General features: G+C 42.2%; 19 protein-coding genes. 9 read left to right on the top strand and 10 right to left on the bottom strand.

The features are described from left to right. Positions 1–289 precede the first annotated feature (289 nt). Both ACIZ62_RS02215 and ACIZ62_RS02220 read left to right on the top strand, forming a co-directional pair. Complete coding sequence (locus ACIZ62_RS02215; RefSeq protein WP_414151139.1) at positions 290–751, top strand: MarR family winged helix-turn-helix transcriptional regulator; 462 nt, start codon at positions 290–292, stop codon at positions 749–751. Beyond that, the gene (locus ACIZ62_RS02220) at positions 735–2,198 is read left to right on the top strand and encodes an MFS transporter (RefSeq protein WP_414151140.1); all 1,464 of its coding nucleotides are present in this window, start codon (positions 735–737) and stop codon (positions 2,196–2,198) included. Before ACIZ62_RS02215 ends, ACIZ62_RS02220 begins: the two co-directional genes overlap by 17 nt. Positions 2,199–2,219: 21 nt before the next feature. On the opposite strand, the gene ACIZ62_RS02225 is transcribed toward ACIZ62_RS02220, so the two are convergent. The 4 genes from ACIZ62_RS02225 to ACIZ62_RS02240 form a co-directional block, all read right to left on the bottom strand. Continuing rightward, a complete protein-coding gene (locus ACIZ62_RS02225) occupies positions 2,220–3,017 on the bottom strand; it encodes a TIGR03943 family putative permease subunit (protein WP_414151141.1) in 798 nt (265 codons plus the stop codon). Positions 3,018–3,027: 10 nt separating this feature from the next. Beyond that, on the bottom strand, positions 3,028–4,605 hold the full coding sequence (locus tag ACIZ62_RS02230) for a permease (protein ID WP_414151142.1): 1,578 nt from the start codon (positions 4,603–4,605) through the stop codon (positions 3,028–3,030). A 9-nt stretch (positions 4,606–4,614) separates the two neighbouring features. Then, complete coding sequence (locus tag ACIZ62_RS02235; protein WP_414151143.1) at positions 4,615–5,547, bottom strand: CobW family GTP-binding protein; 933 nt, start codon at positions 5,545–5,547, stop codon at positions 4,615–4,617. 168 nt (positions 5,548–5,715) lie between these two features. Then, positions 5,716–6,999: an ArsB/NhaD family transporter gene (locus ACIZ62_RS02240; protein WP_111888157.1), complete on the bottom strand. Its 1,284-nt coding sequence runs from the start codon at positions 6,997–6,999 to the stop codon at positions 5,716–5,718. A gap of 261 nt (positions 7,000–7,260) precedes the next feature. On the opposite strand from ACIZ62_RS02240, the gene ACIZ62_RS02245 reads away from it, so the two are divergent. Continuing rightward, a complete protein-coding gene (locus ACIZ62_RS02245; RefSeq protein WP_111888156.1) occupies positions 7,261–7,710 on the top strand; it encodes a universal stress protein in 450 nt (149 codons plus the stop codon). A gap of 124 nt (positions 7,711–7,834) precedes the next feature. On the opposite strand, the gene mutM is transcribed toward ACIZ62_RS02245, so the two are convergent. Both mutM and ACIZ62_RS02255 read right to left on the bottom strand, forming a co-directional pair. Beyond that, positions 7,835–8,647: a DNA-formamidopyrimidine glycosylase gene (mutM, locus tag ACIZ62_RS02250; RefSeq protein ID WP_111888155.1), complete on the bottom strand. Its 813-nt coding sequence runs from the start codon at positions 8,645–8,647 to the stop codon at positions 7,835–7,837. Positions 8,648–8,901: 254 nt separating this feature from the next. Beyond that, positions 8,902–9,435 carry a hypothetical protein gene (locus ACIZ62_RS02255; protein WP_111888154.1) on the bottom strand — a complete coding sequence of 178 codons (534 nt, stop codon included), beginning with the start codon at positions 9,433–9,435 and terminating at the stop codon, positions 8,902–8,904. A 214-nt stretch (positions 9,436–9,649) separates the two neighbouring features. On the opposite strand from ACIZ62_RS02255, the gene ACIZ62_RS02260 reads away from it, so the two are divergent. The 3 genes from ACIZ62_RS02260 to ACIZ62_RS02270 all read left to right on the top strand — a co-directional run bounded on the left by ACIZ62_RS02260 (position 9,650) and on the right by ACIZ62_RS02270 (position 13,539). Beyond that, positions 9,650–10,156, top strand: coding sequence for a GNAT family N-acetyltransferase (locus ACIZ62_RS02260; protein WP_111888153.1), 507 nt, complete (start codon positions 9,650–9,652; stop codon positions 10,154–10,156). Between the two features lie 21 nt (positions 10,157–10,177). Continuing rightward, positions 10,178–10,594, top strand: coding sequence for a secondary thiamine-phosphate synthase enzyme YjbQ (locus ACIZ62_RS02265; protein ID WP_111888152.1), 417 nt, complete (start codon positions 10,178–10,180; stop codon positions 10,592–10,594). Between the two features lie 482 nt (positions 10,595–11,076). Further along, the gene (locus ACIZ62_RS02270) at positions 11,077–13,539 is read left to right on the top strand and encodes an EAL domain-containing protein (protein WP_414151144.1); all 2,463 of its coding nucleotides are present in this window, start codon (positions 11,077–11,079) and stop codon (positions 13,537–13,539) included. Between the two features lie 105 nt (positions 13,540–13,644). Here ACIZ62_RS02270 and ACIZ62_RS02275 read toward each other — a convergent pair whose 3' ends face one another. Continuing rightward, on the bottom strand, positions 13,645–14,256 hold the full coding sequence (locus ACIZ62_RS02275; protein ID WP_322519620.1) for a LysE/ArgO family amino acid transporter: 612 nt from the start codon (positions 14,254–14,256) through the stop codon (positions 13,645–13,647). Between the two features lie 137 nt (positions 14,257–14,393). On the opposite strand from ACIZ62_RS02275, the gene ACIZ62_RS02280 reads away from it, so the two are divergent. Then, entirely contained in the window at positions 14,394–15,851 is a 1,458-nt protein-coding gene (locus tag ACIZ62_RS02280; RefSeq protein WP_111888149.1) for a PLP-dependent aminotransferase family protein, read from the top strand. Between the two features lie 264 nt (positions 15,852–16,115). After that, positions 16,116–16,838 (top strand): SGNH/GDSL hydrolase family protein, encoded by a 723-nt coding sequence (locus ACIZ62_RS02285; RefSeq protein ID WP_111888148.1) that lies wholly within the window; start codon positions 16,116–16,118, stop codon positions 16,836–16,838. A 205-nt stretch (positions 16,839–17,043) separates the two neighbouring features. Here the strand turns inward: ACIZ62_RS02285 and ACIZ62_RS02290 are convergent, their stop codons facing one another. The 3 genes from ACIZ62_RS02290 to ACIZ62_RS02300 all read right to left on the bottom strand — a co-directional run bounded on the left by ACIZ62_RS02290 (position 17,044) and on the right by ACIZ62_RS02300 (position 21,595). After that, entirely contained in the window at positions 17,044–17,535 is a 492-nt protein-coding gene (locus ACIZ62_RS02290) for a DUF1836 domain-containing protein (RefSeq protein WP_111888147.1), read from the bottom strand. A 435-nt stretch (positions 17,536–17,970) separates the two neighbouring features. Then, complete coding sequence (locus ACIZ62_RS02295) at positions 17,971–18,726, bottom strand: SDR family NAD(P)-dependent oxidoreductase (RefSeq protein WP_414151145.1); 756 nt, start codon at positions 18,724–18,726, stop codon at positions 17,971–17,973. 58 nt (positions 18,727–18,784) lie between these two features. Then, positions 18,785–21,595: an FAD-dependent oxidoreductase gene (locus ACIZ62_RS02300; RefSeq protein ID WP_111888145.1), complete on the bottom strand. Its 2,811-nt coding sequence runs from the start codon at positions 21,593–21,595 to the stop codon at positions 18,785–18,787. A gap of 173 nt (positions 21,596–21,768) precedes the next feature. Between ACIZ62_RS02300 and ACIZ62_RS02305 the strand changes: the two genes are divergently transcribed. Further along, the gene (locus ACIZ62_RS02305) at positions 21,769–23,280 is read left to right on the top strand and encodes a PucR family transcriptional regulator (RefSeq protein ID WP_322519618.1); all 1,512 of its coding nucleotides are present in this window, start codon (positions 21,769–21,771) and stop codon (positions 23,278–23,280) included. The last annotated feature ends 148 nt before the right edge of the window (positions 23,281–23,428 follow it).

Consider the following 23,428-nt stretch of genomic DNA (forward strand, 5'->3'; position numbering starts at 1 on the left):
CATCGATGCTGTTACTCTTCACAGCAAGGGTATTCAATCGAATCTGTTTATTAACATCCAACATTATATCCGATCGTTTTAGCAAACTCAATCATATTTTATGCATTGCATGATTTAAATTCATTTAATTCACAATAGGAAAATTTGACAGAATGGTTTCCTTACCCATTGGCCGTCGTCATTTACCCGGAATGTTGTGGATTGATAATGTTCGAAAAATATGATTGACAACACAACGAAAATAATTTAAGATAAGATTGACTAGTCAATTGTAGAAGGAGAGAATACATTGGAAATTGAAAACATGCATTTTATTATGCTCAACAATAAAATATTTAGAAACAATCAGATTCAACTGGACAAGGTGATGAAAAAATATGATTTAAGCAGTGGTTCGATGTCCTATCTCTTTATTCTGGAAAAAAGCGAGGGTGTCAGCCTTCATCAACTCAGTATAAAAATCGGTAATGACAAAGCGATGACCACCCGCACCATCAAACGCCTGATTGAGCTGAAATATGTTTATAAGGTCGGAAAAGACGGGGATTGTCGAGCTTATCAGCTTTATCTGACAGAAAAAGCTAAAGCGATACTACCTCAGATGCACAGGGAAATTGAGGAGATTGTGGACTTAATCACAGTAGATTTATCCCAAGAAGAAAAAGAAGTAACCCTGGCAGCGATGAAAAAAATATTTATGCGAACCCAGCAGATAAGAACTGAGGAGGAAGTAAATGAAAAAAAACTATGAAAAAAATAAATGGCCGATTCTGCTAATTGTGGTGATGTCCACCTTTATGGCAACCCTGGACAGTAGTATCGTCAATGTGGCTCTGCCCCAGATGGCCCGGGCAATGGATGTTGACACATCTCAGATTCAACTGGTGGTGACCAGCTATCTGATTGTCATTGTGGGGATTATTCTCATTTTTGGAAAACTGGGAGATATGCTGGGTAAAACCAGGATCTTTACTTTCGGTATAGCATTGTTTACCGTTGGTTCGTTGCTTTGCGGTATCACCAGTTCATTTCCGGTACTTATCGGTGCCCGGATTGTTCAAGCGGTTGGTGCTGCGGCAACCATGGCCAATAATCAGGGCATCATTACCCAGGTCTTTCCAGCAACACAGCGGGGTAAGGCCCTGGGTTTAACGGGTACATCTGTGGCGTTGGGATCTCTGGTAGGGCCTGGTTTGGGAGGAATTATAGTCGGTGCTTCCAGTTGGGAGTATATTTATTTGATCAATGTACCGGTGGGGGTGGTGGTCTTGTTTTTTGCCATTAAGCTGCTACCGAGAAGCAATAAAAAGGCAACAGTGAGACTGGATGCACTGGGGGCTGTTCTGTTTATGCTAAGCATCGTGCCATTATTTGTGGCACTGGGTCAGGTGCAAAGTCTGGGTTTTACCAATCCGCTGATTCTGGCTGGCTTTATCGTGTCGATCGGATCATTTATCGCATTTATACGGGTTGAACAAAAACGCGAAAACCCGTTGATTCCGCTTTATATTTTCAAAAACAAACTGTTTTCACTGAGTATATTCTGTGCCTTTATTACCTTTGTGGGACTCTTCTGCAACAATATTATTCAACCATTCTATCTCCAGGATGTGATGATTTATTCTCCGGAGCAGGCGGGTTTAATGATGATGATTTTCCCGCTCGTTTTAGCGGTGCTGGCACCAGTTAGTGGTCATGTGTCTGACAAAATTGGATCAGAATTGCTAACCTTCATTGGCTTACTGCTGATCAGTTTGGGTTTGTTCCTGATGTCCACCCTGACTGAGCAGTCCACCCTGACAACCATGGTTATTTTCATTGTTGTCTTATCGGTAGGGATGGGTTTATTTCAATCGCCAAACAATTCTTTGATCATGTCAACCGTAAAAAGAGATCAACTGGGGATTGCCGGGAGTATCAATGCTCTGGTCCGAAATATGGGCATGGTTACCGGGATTGCTTTGGCAACCACCCTGCTTTATGGCAGCATGAGTGCAGAGCTGGGTTATCGTGTAACAGATTATGTGGCCGGTCAAAATGGTGCCTTTATTAACGGTATGAGCAACGTTTATATTACCGCGGCAGTCATTTGTCTTTTTGGTGCGGTGTTAACATTTTTGCGACTGCTGAGAAAAAAGTCAGGGGCGATCGAACAAGCCGTGATTTTGGAGAATGAAATAAGCGGCAACCGGAAATAAGCCCAACCAGAAAACAGTATTCTAGTAGTTTTTGTAGTAAATATATCCAACTTCAGGTGCCTCGGTTTTGGTGATGGTCACATCTGTTAGCATCGGTACAGGATGGCCATTGTATTGATAGGAAGTGATGGTTCCGGTAACCATAATCCATTCTTGGTCAACCAGTTCATTTCGCAGATTGCTTTCACAAATTATGCCATAGCCGGCCAAATCGGCGGCACAACAAACCATAAAATTTCTTCCTGCTAAAAACTGATTATCTTTAAAATCATCCATTGAAAATACTTGAGCCAAATACTGGTACCTTTTTCCGGTAAAGTCATCAAGATGAGCATAGGTATCAAAAAACCAGGCGGAAAAAACATCATCGTTAATTTGTACGACGTCATCGACCTTATAGTGTTCATATTTTTCAGAAGCATCTTCATTCGAATCAGATTGTTCTTCAATAGTATCGGTTGTGGTAGGTTTGTTTTCTGCTATCGGTTGTTCACTGGTTGTCGTTGAAAGACTACTTTCGATCATGGTCACGTCCTTGCTGATGACCTCTCCGGAGGGAAAGAAAAGAGCAGCGGCGAGGGGAATGATAAAAATCAGATAAGGACTGATACTCACATTATGTCTTGCTTTTTTAATTTTAGGGATTAAACTTAGAGCAAAGAAGACCAGTATAATTATAGAAAGCCATAATCCCAGGTAATACCTTGGATGGACATAGGCGTTTATTTTCTTGGTAATTAAGGCATAACTAAGCAAAACAACAGTAAGGATCAGAATGATCAATTGGATAAGTGCATCCGTATTTATTTTTCTGTTCATATCAAACTCCTTACAGAAAATAAGCTAAGGTGCTAAATACGACGGCGCCTTCTAGAATTACCAGAGTGGCAAGAACAATCAAAAAGCGCTTTTTTAATACACCGGAAAGCATCAGCATGTTTTTTAGATCCAGCATCGGTCCCATGACAACAAAGGCTAAAATAGGTATGGTAGAAAAATTATTCGAAAAACTTTTCCCAATAAACGCGTTTGACGTGGAACAGGTGGACATAAAGATGGCGGCGGCAACCATAATCATAAATTGTAACAAGGGGTTGCTACTAATTAAGTGCATTAGTGTTTGTGGCAGAATCGTCTGTAAAATTGCCGAAACCAAGGCACCGATGATGACATATTTCGACACTCTGAAAAATTCACTTTTTGCGCCGGCAAAAACCGCCTCGATTTTTCCTTTGGTCCCTTCAAATTTTAAATCAAGAATATCCTTGCCGATCGTTTGGAAGTAGCGGCTGTCCTGAATAACAGCACTGGTTTCCAGATGGGCCAATTTTAAGATGATTCCAGCAACAATACCAATTACTACGCCAGTTATCACACGGATAACAGCCAGGTAGGGTTGCTCGGGAAAGGCATAGAGCATGGAAAGAAAAACAATTGGGCTGACGGCTGACGAAGCCAGCCAGAAGGTAATTGTTTGCGGTAAGGGAGTACTTTTTTTAAGTAAACCAGAAACAATAGGAACTAATCCACAGTCGCATATCGGCAAGAAAAAGCCAGCACTGGCAGCAATTAAAAAAGAAGTCCAAGTTCCCTTGGATATTTGCGTGATAATCCAATTTGATGAAACAAATAGCTGGATAATGGCTGAAAAAAATGCCCCAAACAAGATAAAGGGTAGTGCCTGAATCAGAATACTTAAAAAGATCGTGGTGATCGATTGAATGTAGTGATAGTCATTAAAATCACTAAATATCAGAATCACCGAAACACATAAAAGCATCAACATGAATAGGTTCAATTTGATCAGTGAATTTAAGGGACTGTTTTTCTGGTTGTCGGGTTTACCAAAATAGGGATTTAATGCTTGGATAGGTGCGACGGCTTCAGCAAAAACCGTTTTTGTTTTCGGATTAATACTTTTTATATCTTGGACTATTTTTTTTAGGATCTCCGGAGCCATGGTTTCGTGTCGGTTAAAAACAGTGACATTGCTATTTTGAATATGAGGATGCATAAGGGTAACCATATTGCTTAATTGATTTCTAAAAGTTCCGGTTTCGCTGATAAAAAAAACATTTCGGTAGCGATAATCAGGGTCCATTTTCAGACCTAAAAGTCGGGAAATATCCCAGGTTCCATTATATTCGACAATGATGTAGTCGGGATGAAATTTTGCGTCAATCTGTTTAAATAAGTCATCATTTAATTCAGTGGGGCTCTCTAAAATGATGCTTTTGATATTCTTCTGCACAAATAATTCTTGATCGTAGTCAGTAAAGCCCTCTTCGCAGATAACCAGGACGATTGAATTGAAATCCGAAACTTGGCCGTTGTTTAATATATTTTGAATGAATGTGGTTTTTCCGCTTTCTAAAAATCCCGTAACAATATCTATATAAGTTGCCATAAGGATCGCTTACAAACCGAATAATTCAGTAATCTGGACATCATTGATCTGTTCTCCAATGACACAAATTCGTCCAATGTAATCGGGTTTGATATCTTTTATAAAGGTTTCGTCAGGCACATAATCAAATTGAAGCCATTGATTTTTTTCGACCTTGATGATACCTTTGGCCCGGAGAATCGTTCCTTCTAAATGCTTTAATTGTTTTAAGACCGATTCAATTTTGTTACGTTCAAATGTTTTAGCCGTCTCTCGTCCCCAGACACTAAAAACTTCATCAGTGTGATGATGACTCGCATGGGTATGTTTGGTTGGGTTGATTAAAGAATGGAGAGCTTCGACATTATCTGTGAGTTCGCCAATTTCTTTTATTTTGCTTCCGTCTAATTCTTGCCAGTCAGTACTAATGATTTGGGCATGGGGATTGATTCTTCGCAGATCTTTGATGATCATTTCTATGGTATCTTCGTTAACCTTTTGACTACGGCTTAAAATAATCGCTTTTGCATTGGCCAGTTGATTCGTATAAAATTCAGTAAAATTTTTGACGTAGACCTTATACTTTGTCGCATCCACAACAGTAACACACATATTTAATTGAGCAGCAGCTCCTTTTAAGGCATTTTGACAGCCATTGATTACATCAGAAAGCTTGCCAACGCCGGAGGGTTCAATAATGATTCGGTCAGCCGTATCAAGTGCTAATATTTCTTTTAAGGCGGCACCAAAGTCCCCGGCAATGGAACAGCAGATGCATCCGGAATTCATCTCGGTTATCTGGATTTTATAATCTTTAAAAAGTGCGCCGTCGATGCCCACTTCCCCAAATTCATTTTCAATGAGCACGACTTTTTCTTCAATAAATGCTTCTTCCAGTAATTTCTTGATCAATGTCGTTTTGCCAGCACCCAGAAAGCCTGAGATAATATCTATTTTCGTCATTGGTATATTCCTCCCGAACTATTTATCAGTATTAAACAAGCAGTGTATATTGATAGCGATTGTAACTGCATGAACTTAATTATAATACAGATTAAGGCAGGAAAACCTTAAGTGCAAATACGAATCATTTGCAAATGAAAATAGAATGTTTTATTCGTGTTTGCCTCATTAGAAGGCCAGATATCGAAAGATCATATAGACTGTTGCGATCAGGATCGTAAAGATCATAAAGGGGAAAGCGACTCTGAAATAGCGGCCAAAGGTAATCCGGTAACCTTGTGCTTCGGCAATCCCGATGGCGACTACATTGGCACTGGCACCAATAACGGTTCCGTTCCCTCCCAGACAGGCGCCCAGGGAAAGTGCCCACCACAGCGGGTAGATATCAATGCCGGAGAGATGCCCCATTTCCATGATCATCGGAATCATCGTGGCGACAAAGGGGATATTATCGATAAAAGCTGAGGCAATTGCAGAAACCCATAAGATCGATAGCGTTGTCATGAAAACATCGCCATGAGTTAAGAGCAGTACCTCTTTGGCCAATATTTCGATGACGCCGGTGGCTTCAATACCACCAACCAGAATGAAGAGACCGATGAAAAAGAAAATGGTCTTCCATTCCACCTCGTGAAGAATTTCTTCCGAGCTGATACCTGAAATTAAGATGAGGATAACCGCTCCCGATAAGGCAATAGTCGGTGATTCTATGTGGAGCACCCCATTGAACAAAAAACCAAGAATAACAAGGGTAAAGACAATCATCGATTTTCGTAGTAGCGGTAAATCAGTGATGGCATCTTTTTCATTAACGGATAAAACCTTGGCTTTGACAGATTCATCGGCAATCAAAACTTTTTTATATAAAAGCGCAAATAGAATGGATGTCAGCAAAAGAATTGGCAGCGCGATGACAGAATTATTAAGCAGAAAATCATTGAAGGTAAAACCAACCTGACTTCCAATCATAATATTGGGCGGATCGCCAATGAGTGTAGCAGTGCCACCGATATTGGAAGCGAAAATTTCAGCAATGATAAAGGGGATTGGATCAAGCTTTAAGTCTTTGGCAACGCTGAGCGTTACTGGTATAATCAGCAAAATTGTGGTGACATTATCAAGCAAGCCCGATAAGACACCGGTAATCAGTGAAAGCAGAATAATCAGACGCTGGGGATCGGCTTTGGAAATTTTTAATACCTTAATGGCCAGGTATTCAAAAACGCCGGTTCGACGCATGACCATAACAATCATCATCATCCCGATTAAAAGGGTAATGGTATCGAAATCAACCGCCTCGATGGCAGATTCCTGATTCAGAATTCTCAGAATAACCATCAGCATGCCGCCGCCTAAAGCGACAAGGGTTCGATCGAATTTGTCCCAGATGATTAAGGCATACACAATTAAAAAAATAGCGATCGATACAAAAAAATAATTACTTTCCGTCATTTCAGTTCTCCTCAATTTACAATGTGTGAAGCAGCCAACCGATCCTCACATCATTTAAATCGTCTGAATGCCATTACCCATTATCGTGTTAACGGGGTGATTTGTCAATCGATTTTGTGTTTTTTTTGAAGTACATTATAATAAGAAGAAACTTTAACGTTTGCAGCCGGAGATACCGAAGGTGGTTAGTAAAATAGTCATTGCAATTTTAGAAAAAAATCGTTATCATGAAGCTAACTAAATAATACAGGGAGGCACCATATGAAAAAATTACTTGTTCCCATTGATGGCTCGCCAATATCAACAAAAGCGGTACTGGAAGCAAAAAAACTGGCGGAAGCCTTAGGCTCGGATATCGTTTTATTGTCGGTTGCCAATATTACCACACCCAGTGGAACGGATGAGTCCAATCTATTAATCCAATCCGGCTTGGAAGTCCAGGCCTATGTATCTCAGTTTAAACTTAATGCAGAGCGCAACCTTGCTGACGCAAAGGAAATGCTAAAAGATTTGTCAGTCAATGTGGAAACCGTTTTGCTCTATGGAGATCCGGCCGATCAGATAGCCGATTATCTCGATGAAAATGAGGTGGAAATGGTAATTATGGGTTCTCAGGGGGTTGGCATTTCACGACTGCGCCAGGTGTTTATTGGCAGTGTCACCTCAAAAATAGTGCGTCATTCCAAACAGCCGGTTCTGGTCGTTAAATAAACGAAAAAAGAAATGGCTGATGTTTAAAAAAGACAATGGAGTTTCTCCCATTGCAACCATTAAAGCGATAAAAAAACCCAGAGAAGCAGCTTCTCTGGGTCAAATATTTCCTCGTTTAATAATCTCAGCCCTTCTTTTTTTGGCATGCTTTGCAATAATAGGTACCTCTGCCACGAACCATTTCTTTGGTAATTGCACCACTACATAGCGGACAAAATTTTTGTGTATGTACCTGCAACTGCACCTGAAACAAACCGTTAATGCCATTGGCGTCAAACGAGTGAATCGTTGTTCCGCCTTGGGCAATGGCCTGCTCCAGGATTTCTTTTGAAACAGCAATTAATTCCACTACCCGCTTTTTACTGACCCGTTTGCCTGGGGTGGTAGGATCTATTTTTAATCTAAAACAGATTTCATTGGCGTAGATATTGCCGATTCCTGTCATAATGCTTTGATCAAGTAGCAGCGTTTTAATCGGCAGATTGCTCTTATGTATTTTGGCGTAGATCGCTTTAGGATCAGCATCCCATGGTTCGGGACCAAGCTTGCAAAGCGGTAAATCCTGACGATACGTTTTTTTGTTGACGCGCTCAAGCCGACCAAATTTGCGGGTGTCCTGATAACGTAATTCGGTGCCGTCACGAAAGACAAAGGTCAGATGTTCATGTTTGTTAAGCGGCTTTGAAGCATCGACAAGATTATATTTGCCTTCCATTCGCAAATGCGAAATAAACGCATCGCGATCGAGAATAAAGACCAAATATTTTCCCACTCGATCAATATCCCGAATGGTTTGTCCTGTTAATGACGTCACAAAGTTATCCGTATCCCCGACGACAATCTTATCGTAATGAACCTGGATTTCCTTGATTTCTTTGCCAATAATAAAGTTTTTTAACGTTCGGCGAACGGTTTCGACTTCTGGTAGTTCGGGCATAAATTTTCACCTGCTTTAATGGATTTAAGTAAAGTTAACAAATAGAAACTTCCTTAGCTGATACTTACGCGATATATTCGCCGACGATGGGAAGATCAGCTAGTACCCTTTCACCATGGGAGAACCAGAAAGAGCCTGGGTTAAATCATTGTCGGCTATTGCCATTGTGTTCACCGTTTACCCATTGTGATACGTTCGAAACATCATAAACCACGTTTTTGTAAGCAACATAGGTGGGATTACCGTCTTTACCATTAAGCTGGCAAGTCATCCTTTGTAAAACGCGTTAATTGACGATCCGCTTCGGTTGACCGAGTGTCTGTTTCCGTCGATTGTACCGCTGAGGTTGCGGGTTGCAGCAGTATACGGTTAAGTGAATACGGAGCCAATAAGTGTAAGAGAATTCCGATTATGATCAAAACGGCAATTAACCGGTGGGCAACAAACCACGCACCCTTGCGCGGCTTGTGAGCACGCGTAGCGTAGATCCCTAAACTGACCTGGGAAATAATTAAGATGGCCGCCAGGGCGCCAGTTAGATTAATGCCATAGCGGCTAAACTGAATGGTAAAATGTGTCAGTAGCAGTGCGGCAGTCAGGAAACCAAAAAATTTGTGATTCCGAACAAAGACGGTCATCAGTAATTTCATCGTTTTTTTGCCAGAACTGTTGCTGGAAATCGTCTTGCCCCATTTTTTATTAGCAAATTTTACGAGATAGTTAAGCAGGGTGCACGCGAATGCACCAATTAAAAGCCAGCCAAAAAAACCACCTAATTCTTCAAACATTTTACTTTCCTTTCTTGAACAAATCGTTATTGATAATCATTATAACATTTTTCATCATGATAAACACCCTTTGTTCACTTAAATTTATCTTTGGCATCGGTGAGTTTCGCGATTTCTAACAGGTGAGGATGAGCGATTTAATTTTTAGCCGGTAGCCTATTTTGTAGATTTTATGGTCATTAAAAAATATCTCTAGAATGAGGAGGATAACGAATTGAAAACAACACTGCGTAAATGGGCAGAAGAAGATGCCAATCAGTTGGCAGCAGCCCTGAATAACAAAAAAATTTTGGATAACCTGCGGGATGGCTTACCATTTCCCTATACAGTTGAGGATGCAAAAGAATATATCAAGGCCATGCAGGATTCACAAGCCGATAATACCTTTGCCTATGCCATTACCGATGAGGGTCGGGTTATTGGGAGTATCGGTGTATTTCGCAAAGATAATATTCACTTTCGAACGGCTGAACTGGGTTATTATATTGCCGAACCCGATTGGGGACAGGGACATGGAACTCGGGCAGTAAAACAGATCTGTGAACTTGTTTTTGAAACAACCGATATCATCCGAATTTTTGCCGAACCTTTTGCCCGGAACCTGGGTTCGTGCCGGATTCTTGAAAAAGCTGGTTTTCAACTAGAAGGACTGCTTAGAAAAAATGCCATTAAAAATGGTCAGACAGAAGACATGAAATTGTATGCGTTAGTTAGAGAATAAAGAAAAAAAGGAGCAAAAACCATGATTTCTTATCGTAAAGAATTGCATTTTAATTTGCCTAAACGAAGAGGCCTGGTCAATATCACCGGTGATGTAGAAAAAGCCCTGGCTGAGAGTCGGATAAGTGAAGGACTGATTTTAGTTAATGCCATGAACATTACCGCCAGTGTTTTTATTAATGATGACGAAGGTGGATTACATCAGGATTATGAAGACTGGTTGGAAAAACTGGCACCGGAAAAACCATATAGTCAGTATCATCATAATGGATTTGAAGATAACGCTGATGGTCATCTCAAACGAACCATTATGGGCCGCGAAACAGTGGTGGCAGTAACCAATGGCAAGCTGGATTTTGGCAGATGGGAACAAATCTTTTACTTTGAATTTGACGGAAAGCGAGATAAACGGGTTTTAGTTAAAATAATTGGAGAGTAGGGGGCTTGTCATAGCGGACCAAATTGCAATCTTGCTGATGCGTTTGTTTTTTTTTAGCGCATTCATATTTATCATGCGAAGTGCGATGGCGGATTGGGTAAAGCGACCTGAGACGCAAAAAGAAAACTAAATGTCCCCTTATTATTAATTACAAAGAGAGACGCTTCCCTTGCGGGCCACGTCTCTCTTTTGCGTTTGCGTATTAATTGGGGGAATGGGTTCAGTAAATTTTTGATTAAAGCAGTCACATAACGACAAATTCTAACAAACTCTTAACGCAATCTTTACATTGGCGAAATACTTAAGCGGGTTTTCTGGGGTACACTAAACTGAATCCATCCATCGATTTTGCGAAATTCTTTTGTGAAACACTTGAATGAAATGGGGTAAAGAATGGTGTTAATGGGCGTACAGCCGATTATCTTTTTAAAAGCTGAAGAGTGTTTTATTATCTCAGTTGATTTTACAGTTGGGAGGAGTCGATGAACTTTTTTAATAAGCTATCTAGCATCCGAACGAAAATGTTGATTGTATTCATCCCGATCATCTTACTGGCAACTGTATCGATTGCGGCTGCCTCGGTGTTAAAAACAAAGGCGGGATTAGAAGAACAAATCGAAGCAAGAGTAACAGAAGCCCTCAATACCATCGAAGCATCGATTGAGTCTGAATTTACCACGAATAGACAAATAGCAGAAGCCGTCGCTGCTGTTTATGAAGTCCAGGCAAATACGCTGACAAAGACGGATTATCGCGGCATTATTGAGAAATTCCTGGCGATGAATAAAAACACCCTCGGCAGTGGACTGTGGCTGGAAAGCGGGGTTTATGATAAAAACATCCGATATTTTGGGCCTTATCTCCACAAAGAAGGGGAGACCATTGTCTATAGTGAAGCGTACGAGTCAGAAGATTATGATTATTTTAATACCGACTGGTATCTTATCGGGAAAAACACCGAAAAAGGAGTTGGCTGGACAGATCCATACTACGATGAGGTGACAAAAATCTCAATGGTTACTGCAGCAGTCCCGATAAGCACCGAATACGGCATCATCGGTGTCGCTTCGGCTGACTACGACTTGACAACGATCCAAAAAATCATTAAAGAAGTGAAATTGGGTGAGTCCGGTTATGCCTTTCTGATTGATACAAAGGGACGCTTTATTGCGCATAAAGACCCCCAAAAGGTCATGAAGCTAGCAATTGAGCAGGATCAGGAATTAGGCGTCATCGCCGATACCATTATGAATAATAGTGAGGGGTCAATCAATGTTGCATTAGGCGGCCAGGATTTTAGAGCCGATTATTTAACCCTCGCAAGCACTGGCTGGAAATTAGTTGTGATGACGCCCTTTGCCGAATTGTTTTCTTCGGTGAGCGATATGATTGCCAATGCCATTATGATTACGCTAATCATTATTGCTTTGACTGTTGGGCTGATCATCATTTACAGCACTTCTTTTTCCCGGGAATTCAAGCAATTTGTGGATAGTTTGGGTTTTGTTGCACAAGGTGATTTTACACGAGCAATTGAAGTGAAGACCAAAGATGAGATCGGGCAAATGGGCGCTTACTACAATCATGTCCTGGTGGAATTAAGGAATATGGTTGATACGATTAAAGAAAAGGAACAGCATATTCAATTTCTGGCCGATCGCGACCCGATGACAGAGTTATACAATCGCCGGAAATTTAATGAGTTGCTCACTAGGGACTTATTAAATAATGTGCACGGAAATATCGTCTTATTGGATATTGATAACTTTAAAACAATTAACGATACTCTTGGTCATAATTACGGGGATCACTTATTGCGTTATGTAGCCGAGATCCTGCGTGAAAAGATGTGTTGTGATAATACGATCCCCTTCCGATTGGGAGGCGATGAATTTTTAATCTGGCATCGAAACCAAAGTGAAAAATGTGACGTTCGTCATTGCATGGAGGTCACAATGGCTAAGCTCAGAGAGAAAATCAACATTGAAGGGGTCGTGATTCACATTACCGTAAGCGCCGGAATTGCCGCTTATCCAGCTGATGGGCGGACGGTGGATGAGCTGCTTGTTAAAGCCGATATTGCTATGTATAGTGCCAAAAATAATGGCAAAAACCGGTGCATGATGTTTGATGAGCAGATGACGTCCGCCTTCCATGAGCGTTTTAAAATTGAAAAAATACTCCGAGAAGCACTGGAATATCAGCGATTCCGTTTACTATATCAACCCGTAATCGACGCCCAAACCGGAGCGATCGCTTATTTTGAGGCACTAATTCGGATTCAGGACAGCTCGCTTTCGCCAGCCGTCTTTATCCAGGTGGCAGAGGAGTCCGGTTTAATCATTCCCATTGGCAGATGGGTCATCCAGGAAGCAATCTGTCAACAAAGAAAATGGATCGATGCAAACTATCCAGTCAAAGGGATCGCGATTAATATTTCGGGAAATCAGTTTTATGATGAAAATCTGGTTGCATATATCGCAAACAGCCTCGATGAACAAAAAGTTGATCCAGCGTTGATCGAAATAGAGATAACCGAGAGTGTGTTAATCGACAATAAGGAAAAGGCCATTAATATTATGAAAAAGTTAAAAGAAATGAGGATCCGGATCGCCCTGGATGATTTTGGGACAGGTTTCTCATCCCTAAATTATTTAACCTTTATGCCGGTGGATAAGATTAAACTTGATAAAAGTTTAAAGGATAAGTTCATTCGGATGGAGAGTATTCAGGTGATGGAGGGGATTGTTTCCGTTGCCCATGGTTTGGGATTAATGGTCGTTGCTGAAGGGGTTGAGGAAGAAGTAGAGGCTAACCGTTTGAAACGCGTAAAGTGTGATTACCTGCAGGGCTACCTCTACAGCAGACCGCTTAGGAGTAATGATGTTGAACGTTTGCTGAAAATTCAAACAAACTTGTTTGGGTTCACAGAAAGAGTACTGTGATATAGGAATTGAATTAAGTGGCGATGAGATAAGTAGACTGGCAAAAAAACGTCCTGTCTACCAAAAGGTTTTGGGTTCAAAGCGGTGCACGTAGCACGTCAAAACTCAAAAAACCAGTTGGATCAGTTTAAGCATCAGTCCCAGACCATAAAGTATAATAATAATACCGCAAACCAGATTGATATACCGTAAGGTTCGGCCTTTGATAAGATTGCCGGAATAAGATACAACAAGGGCGAGCCCGGTAAACCAGATCAGCGAGGCAAACGCCACACCGATGATAAAGTACTGGGCATCATCCGCTGGCAGGGAGACACGGAAGGCACCAAGCATCATGGTTCCGTCAATCAATGCCTGGGGATTAAACCAGGTCACCACAAATGCTGAGACAACCATCTTACGGATCGATAAAACCGCACCTTCGGTTGGTTTGTTTTCAGTCTTCGCCAGAAGTAGTGTGACGCCAATATAAGTAACGATTAAACTGCCGCAAAACAGGATCAGCGCTCTTAGCCCGCTATAATAGTCCATAATGGCACCAATGCCATAGAAACAGGAAAAGGCCAGAGCTACATCAAAAAGTGTCACGGTCAGCCCAACCAAAAGCGCCTGTTTCCGGCTATGAGCCAGAGCGCCATTAATCACAAATAAATTCTGCATCCCGATTGGAGCGACATAAGCCAATCCCATGAGAAGGCCTTGTAAAAAGTATTGCATAGAAACTCCTTTTAATTATATTTCTAACCTTTATTTCTGATATAATTTGATTATACTTATATCATAAATAGAAACTGGTGTTTTGTAACCAGCCATATGTTAGTTTAAAACCAGCCAAAAGGAGTAATAACAGCGTAATGAATAAAAAACAGACCTGCACTTTTGAGTGGTTACCTGATCGCAGTTCAAAGATACCAATCTACCGGCAGATTATCCACTTTATTAGCGCTCAAATTCAATCCGGTGCCTGGGAAGTCGGGACTCAGTTGCCCTCTCAACGGGATCTGGCCGCTAAGTTGGGCGTTAACCGCAGTACGATTACCACTGTCATGGATGAGCTGGCCGCCGATGGGATCATTGAGAGTAATTTTAAGGGCGGAACCCGGATTATCAGCAATACCTGGACGCTGTTATTGTCTGAAAACAGCATCTGGAATCGTTATGTGAACCTGGGTAGTTTTAAGTCTAATCATGCCATGATTCAAGCGATCAATCGACTTGAATTTACGCCAGGCATCCTTCGTCTGGGGACCGGGGAATTGGATCCGGCTCTGTTTCCATCAGAACTATGGAAAAAAGCAGTAAAACCGCTGGAGAATATTCCGTCCTTGAATTATCTGGAAGCTTCCGGTCTTTATCAGTTGCGTTGTGCGATTGTCAGGTATGTAACAAAATTTGGGATTATAGCTACCCCGGATCAGGTTTTGATAACCTCCGGATCTTTACAGGCACTACAACTCATATCCGTCTGTATTCTTTCGGCAGACTCGGTAGTCTACACTGAAGCACCAACCTATTTGAAATCCTTGCAGATTTTTCAGTCAGCGGGAATTACGCTGGAAAGTATCCCCATGGATGAGGAAGGCATTTTGCATCACCGGCTTCCCAGGACGGATCAACGGACCCGAATCCTCTACACCATTCCTACCAACCATAACCCCACTGGTATCACAATGTCGAATCAACGGAGGAAGGCTCTTTTCGAATATTGTGGGGTCAATCGCATTCCGATTATTGAGGATGGTGCTTATGAAGAATTATATTTTGATAAACAACATCATCAGCCCATTAAACAAATGGATCTCAACGGCGATATTATTTACCTCGGCACAGTGTCAAAAACGTTGTCACCGGGCCTGCGAATCGGTTGGGTGATTGCTTCGGAGCCAATTATTGATCGTCTGGGAGATGTGAAAATGCAAATGGACTATGGTGCCAGCTCAGTTTCACAGTGGATCATGACCGAATTTTTGAACAGTGGCATGTATGAACAGCATCTGGAACAGATCAGAACTGAAATGGAGAAGCGCAGAGACCATGGGGTCCGGGTACTCAGGCAATATCTGGGTGATCGGGTATCCTTCAAATCACCGGCCGGCGGTTTTTATATCTGGATGCGCTTTAATAAAAAAATACCGATGCAAAAATTATTTGAAGAAGCCGTAAAAGTAGGGGTTCTCCTGAATCCCGGAGATATCTATGACTATGCTCCGACAAATGCTCTGCGGATTTCTTATTCTTATTTGAGCTGCGGGGAATTTGAGGAAGCCGTGAAACGATTGGCTGGTATTACCAAAAGATGGTTTGAAGTGTGACTACAACCAATTGACAAATTCGCTAACGACCGGGCGATTCGCAAAAACCTTATCGCCGTGAGGCAAAGCAGAAAAACCTTGACACTGTTAAGGTTATTAGATAATATAATCATACAAACTAGATCATGTGCTAAACGTAATTATATAATATCGGGAAGTATGACAGATAATGTTGTTAAATGAACATCCCTTTTTAAATTGAACACACACTATATTGACTCAAATCATAACTTGGAAATTAATGAATGAAAAGAGGATTATTCTATGGAAAACGAACATGAAAAAGATGTAAGAATATGTGTGTTTGGAGATTCCATTGGAAAAGGAGTCATCCAGCAAAATAATTCCGGCCGTTATGGACTGGTGAAAATTGATTTGAATGCCTTGGTCGGACAGAAGAATATTATTCTTGATAATTTCTCGAAGATGGGGATCACCGTTTCGAAGGGGCTATCCATAGTCAAACGCCATGCTGCTAAGCTCTCAAATTATGACCGCATTTTTCTGGAATTTGGTGGCAACGACTGTAGCTATGCCTGGAATGAGATTGCCGAAAATCCTCAGGATGAACATATTCCCAAAACACCGACCACAGTATTTGAAGACCTCTATACCGAAATGATTGAAGAAATAAAAACCAATGGAGGTAAACCCATTATGCTCTCGTTGCCACCGCTTGTGCCGGAACGATATTTTGAATGGTTTTCAGAAAACTTAAACAAAGAAAATATCTTAAAATGGATCGGTAGTGTTGATGTCATTTATCGTTGGCAGGAAATGTACAATTTAAAGGTTGTTTTACTGGCGAAGAAGCTGTCAATTCCACTCATTGACATACGCAGTGCGTTTTTAAGCAAACGCCAGTATAAGGATTTTCTATGTGAGGACGGCGTTCATCCAAATAAGTCGGGTTATAAATTGATTTATGAAACCGTAATAAAAGCGATACTGGACCAGAAGATGATCCCGAATGGCGCAACTGATTAGCCCGCACACCATTTCTCGGGATGATCCGGGCAAACGGTGTCAAGAAAAAATAAACTGAGCCGAAATGATTGTGGAATAGATTGCGGCAGCATTATTGGGGTAATCTTAGCCATGTTTATTTAGTTCTGACTGGCTGAAATGAACCGGCCGCAACAACACAATTTGTTAACGAACAGCAGGAGAAAAACACAAGCCCCTCTGCTTACTATTTTTTTATGCTGACTTGAAAATACGTTTTATTTGCAAATGCAAGCACGGCTGATTTAAGAATAATCAGTTCGGGCGCTTTTATTTGATTGCTCGGTTGAACTTTCGGAGAGAAAACCTCTTTGATGGCACTTTCCAGTTCATCACAGAATAAATTGTAGGCATAATCGATTTTGTGCTGGCTGATTAAATAGGTAATCAGATCACCAGTTTCGGAAATACTGAGAACCCGTTTCATGATACAAATCACAAAAAAATAGGCAAGGTGGCTCCGGTTATAGCGCTTTTTAATTGGCGGCTCAACGACTTTTTGCTTAACATAGTTATTGATCATCATGGAGGTGATAATTTTTTCACCCCAAATTTCTTCGAAAATAACCAGATTCTTTTCTAAAATACTGACTAACTGATCCATATATAAATCAATGTCGGGAAGTTCAAGCCATCGCGGACAGTGAAAGTTAAGGAGTTCCTCTGATATTGTTTCCATTTTCTGATACCTCTTTCAATAAGACTCCTCTTAATTATAAGGTAATATACAAGATGATGTCAAAGTTAATAAAAAGAATTGGTTTGTTATAGCAATCATCTTATCTGGTGCAAAAAACGGGGTTAGCCTGGATAAAACTAATCGCGGACCTTAAAAATATGTCTTTGTATTGCCTGGCAATACTCTGGGCTTTGCAGTGAATTCAGGCCGGATGGCCGGAAAAAATGCGGTGACGTATATTAAAGAAGAATTGGCTGAATAACGCTCAAATGGGCAGGAGACTGAGCATCGGGTGGTTTTGTCTTTGATTGCAATGGGGTGCTATTTATTCTTAAGTGGTTCTAAATTATCGTAAAAAAAAGCTAAGAGCAGGGACACAAAATCCCTACTCTTAACTTTCACAGTGCCCCAATCGGCGCTATTTTTTTGTCTGATTTAGAAGATGGTATATCCGCCGTCTACAGCCAGACTGGCACCGTGAATAAAGGAGGCATCGTCGCTTGCCAGGAAGAGAATCGCCTTTCCAACCTCTTCTGGTGCACCCGCTCTTGTGGCCGGGCTCATTTTAATCTTCATACAAACCGGATGTTGGGGGATGGTTAAAACCCGGGCAATCATTTCGGTATCGATGGGCCCTGGAAGGACTGCGTTAATACGGACGCCGTTACGGCCATGGTCCATCGACATTTGACGCGTCAGACCCAGAAGTCCGTGTTTAGCGGAGGTATAAGCAAGGCCACCTCTTCCGGCACCGGTGGACGCCATTGATGCGACGTTAACGATGGCACCGGAACCTTGTTTTTCCATCACTGGGATGATCTTTTTACAAAGCATGAAGGGAGCGGTTAAATTGGTAGAAAGGACAGTATTCCACTCATCACTGCTGATATCATTCATATTTGCCGTGGTGCCGCTGACGCCGGCGTTATTGACCAGGATATCAATCCGGCCGTAATGTTCCATGGTGGCGTTTACCAAAGCATCCAGGCTGGCCTCATCGGTTACGTCAGTTTGCTGGAAAAAACCTTCGCCTCCGGCAGCCAGAATTTCCTTTACAGTGGCATCGCCTCTTTCTTTGTTGGTCCCGACAACGACAACCTTTGCACCTTCCGCCACAAAAATCATGGCGGAAGCTTTTCCGATGCCTTTCGTTGAGCCGGTAATAATCGCAACTTTATTTTCAAGTTTCATAATCAAATTCCTTTCGTATTTTGGTGATTTTATTTTTGCGTTCAGGTTTTACGAGGGCTTATTTCCGGCCAGTTTCCATAAATGCGGTGCGGTCGTAGCGTCCGGCCATTAAATAGGGGACAATATCTTCGGCATTCAGGTTTTCGACCAGATTTAGCTTATGGACAAGTAAACTGTTTACAGAGTAAGCACCGCCGACGATTGTGTTTATCGGCAATTCACCCCAGGGGTCGTCGATGCTGGAACGAAGCTTCAGACTGGCAAAACCCGGCTCCCAGGATTTGTAAGTGTACTCACAGAGATTCTGAAGCAAGGCACCATTGGTAAAATGGGACACCCCTTCTTTATCCGGTTCGCGGTCAAAATGAAAATAAAAGCCACCACCATAGGTCTGTTTTCCCGCTTCCGGGAACTGATACATGGCACCAGTCAGCGGACTATTGGTCTCACCGAGTTCCAGTTTTGCTTCAATTAACTGAACACCCCGACGGGTGACGCTGGCCATAACGGTATTTCCCGTCTGGCGAATCACAAACTCTGCGCCCATTTTTTTGGGAATGCTGCCATTATCACGACCAAGCTGAACGGCCATCTCGGCTCCGGGGCCGCCGAGAACCAGACTAAGGGGATAGAGCCCCAGTTCTTTTCCGTACATTGCATAGACGCCCAGGATTGCTTCATAATAATCATCGGCAAAAGAGGGATTGTGAATATGCGCAATCGACAGGGTTACCACCGGCATTGAAAAAGGTTTAAGTGGTGGAGGTAACAGGCGCGCGATAACAGCGGGATCGGTGAGAAAGCAAAGATACAGACCTTCCTGATTATCCATCAGAGAAAGCTTGCCAAAGTTTTCCAAGTCTTCTTTTGGGGTCAGAAAACTGGTGGCTTTGGGTTTGTCGATAAACAGACAGCGGCCTGCTTCAAAGCCGGCCCGGATAGCCGGTTCAATGCGGTCAACTTTAAGGGCATCACCGATAATTTCCACCCGTTCGAATTTTTTCTTTAGTTCTTCGGCAAGGCTATTATTGGAGCAATAACCCATCGACAACACAACCGCGTCAGCTGGTATCTTGATTTCCGAGTGATCTTCCATTTTTTCGAGAATCACGCCATCCGGTGTGATTTCTTTTAACGCATGGGATAGCATGTAAGTCGCACCATATTTTGCCAGACGTCCGGTAACATCTAAAACATTCGTGCCATTTCCGTCGGGTGCGACCTTGTTAAGCATATCAACGATGGTTAATGAATTTCCGGCGGCACACAGATACTCGGCGGTTTCAATTCCACTCATCCCGGCACCGATGAGTACCACCTGTTTATCTTTTAATCCGGTGGCTCCGGATAGGACACGATCAATTCCAAAGACATTTTCGCCATCGACTCCAGGGATGCGTCTGGGTACAACGGGGGTACTGCCAGTAGCCAGAATGACCGCATCGGGTGCCATTTCTTCTAATACAGAAAGAGTCGCTTCGGTATTTAGTTTCACTGCGACATTCAAACGATCGAATTCATTTTGATAATACTGGCAGATCCAGTCCATGGCACCTTTATGAGGAGGCATTTTAGCAATATTAATAAGCCCACCAAGAGTATTTTCTTTTTCAAACAAGGTGACATGAATACCGCGAAGTGCCAGTGTGCGGGCTGCCGACATACCAGCGGCACCACCACCGATAACCGCTACTTTATGGTCGAACGAATCGTGAGCGAGGTTGCCAAGCTGTTGTTCCCGGGCAAGACGTGGGTTTACCGAACAAACCAGCGGAAGACCAACGGCATTATTTTCGTTTAAGCTTTCGAAGCAGCGCAGGCAGGAGATACACTTGCACAACTGCTTTTCCCGTCCTTCTTTTACCTTTAAACCCCATTCTTCATCCGCCAGCCAGGCGCGGCCTAAGGCCACAAAATCGACGATACCGTCGGCCAGAAACTGTTCACCGACAGCCGGTTCGCGAAAGACGGAAACAGCGATTACCGGAATCGCAACATGATCTTTAACCGCTTTGATCAGATCCCGGCGCCAGCCCTGGGGGAACGAAACCGGTTCGACACAAACCGAGCCAGTTTCATAAATACCACAGCTTACATTGATGACGTCGATTCCCAGTTTTTCCAGTGCCATGGAAATTTTGACACCATCCTGAATATGAATATAATCATCGGTGACTCCGACATTGCTTAAAAATTCCTCGACAGAAAGACGGACACTAATAGGAAAATCAGGACCACATTCGTTTCGTATACCGGCGATGATTTCGGCAATAAAACGCAGCCGGTTTTCAAAACTTCCGCCGTATTCATCATCGCGTTTATTGGTATAGGGGCTTAAAAACTGATTGATCAGATAGCCATGAGCGGCATGCAGTTCAACACCGTCACAACCTGCTTTCTGCACGCGAACAGCACCGGCGACAAACTGCTGAACCAGTTCCTTGATTTCAGCATGTTCAAGCGCTCGTGTTGGCTGCTTAAGAAAATTACAGGGAATTGCCGATGGCGCAGCGACGGGTCCTCCGACCAGCGAGGTCATCGTTTCACGACCGGGGTGATGTAGTTGAATAAAGATTTTCGTCCCATGTTTATGCACCGCTTGCGCCAGTCTTGATAGTGGTTCAATGTGACGATCTTTAGTAACAGAAAGCTGACGCAGCATTCCGGCACCGTGCACATCATTTACACGGGTAATTTCAGGGATGATTAATCCGGCGCCACCAATGGCACGGGCCTCATAAAAAGCAATCATCTCTTGCGTTGGTGAACCGTCCAGCTCAGCCAGCCCAATCCCCATTGGCGACATAACCAAACGATTTTTAAGTTTCAGTTTTCCAATGGTTCCTTCGAGAAACAGTTTTTCATACATAGGTTTCCTCCTTATTATTAACGAATTGCGTTTATAATAAATAGATTATACTGTGTTCGTTGGAATTTGCCTATATTGACGGGAAACGATTTCACATTGACAATTTGTGTATGATGCACTATTCTAATTTTAATGTGTAGACATAAAAATAATTTAATCTGGAAGTGATAAGTATGAAATTTAATGACCTAATCACAAAAATAGCGATTAATTTACCGATCACAAAGGCGTCTTGTGAAAATCAGGCTGAGATTATCGACATCGCCTTAATTGATGGACGACAAAATTCATTTCAAGGAAATATTCTATACTTTGGTTATAGCAGCCAATTAGCAAAAAGTGAAAATCTACCCTGTCACTGCATCCTTGCTAAAGATGACAAATCTCCGACTGATAAGATCCAAAATCTCGCTCTGGTCGAGTCATCAGAATTATTTTCGGCGGTCAATCTGGCCCGGACATTGATGAAAAATTCTGGGGGAGGGCTTATTTATGAAGAACTCGTAAAGCGTGCCAATGAGACCAGGGATCTTCAGGCGGTTGTTAATACAGCCTCAATCATGCTCGGAAATTCGCTGATTTTTAGCGATGTCAATTTCAAAATTCTGGCTCATTCCACGTCGATTCCAGTTACAGATGACTTATGGAAGGACAATATCAGACGAGGGTATTGCAGTTATGATTTTATCAAGGCCGTTCAACAGCTTAAGCCGATACAGCAGGCAGCCCACACAACCGATGTTGTTGAAGTTTCATGCACTGAATCACCCCATCGAAAGCTGAGCAGTAAGGTATTTCATAATGGCATCCAGGTCGGTTTTATCCTGATGATTGAAGGCGAAACGCCGGTAACGCCGGAACATATGGAAATTCTGGAGATTGTCAGTCATGTGATCAGTTATACTATTACTCATTATTTTGCTTATCTGTTTCAGACCGGCACGCTTTATCAACAGTTGCTGTATGAACTGCTTATCGGTGCACCGCCGGAGAACATTCCGATTTGTTTTCCCGGCTTAGAGTTTGCCTCCAAACTGATCGCACTTTCGGTTTTTCCGATCCGCTACCTTGGCGAGCGACATTTAAAAGATCATATCGTTCCGGCTTTAAAAGGAGTTTTAACGGGGTCACATGTGACTTATCATGAGGGGAAGGTGGCGGTTTTAGTGCCGCTCTTAAAAGATGATTGTATCGAGGGGGAACAATTAAAAGCGTTGCAGAATTTGGTAGATAATGAGCATCTTCGCATCGGTGTCAGCAATGCGTTTGATCATGTTGAAAGTTTTGCGAAATATTATCATCAGGCGGTTTCTGCTCTGAATCTGGGCAAACGGCTGCAGCCTGAAAATCTCATTTGCGATTACATCGATTATCAGTTCTATGATTTGCTTGATCATGTGGATGCTCCGTCGCGACTCGGTTTGTTCTGCCATCCGGCGTTAAGCATCCTGCGGCAATATGACCGAAAAAATGAAGCCAGTTTGTATTCGACACTGAAAGTCTACTTAAATTGTGGCTGCAGTATCAAGCGGGCTTCAGAAAAATTGTTTGTTCATAGGAATTCTCTGGCGTATCGGCTGGAGCGGATCGTAGAAATTAGTCATATCGATCTGGATGACGCATATATTCGGTTCCTGTTAAGGATGTCTTATCTGATTGACTGTTATAAAGGGCAGGATGCCTAAATACAAACGCTCATCTGTACCAGACGGCTCGCAAGCATATTAAAAAAAATATTGACGCCGTTAATCTTATTAGATAACATGGTTATATAAATTAAGTTGCATGTAAAATACAATTAGATGTAGCTGGAAGTATGACGGATATTGTCGT

The organism is Acetobacterium carbinolicum, assembly GCF_047456275.1.
Classification (GTDB): domain Bacteria; phylum Bacillota; class Clostridia; order Eubacteriales; family Eubacteriaceae; genus Acetobacterium; species Acetobacterium carbinolicum.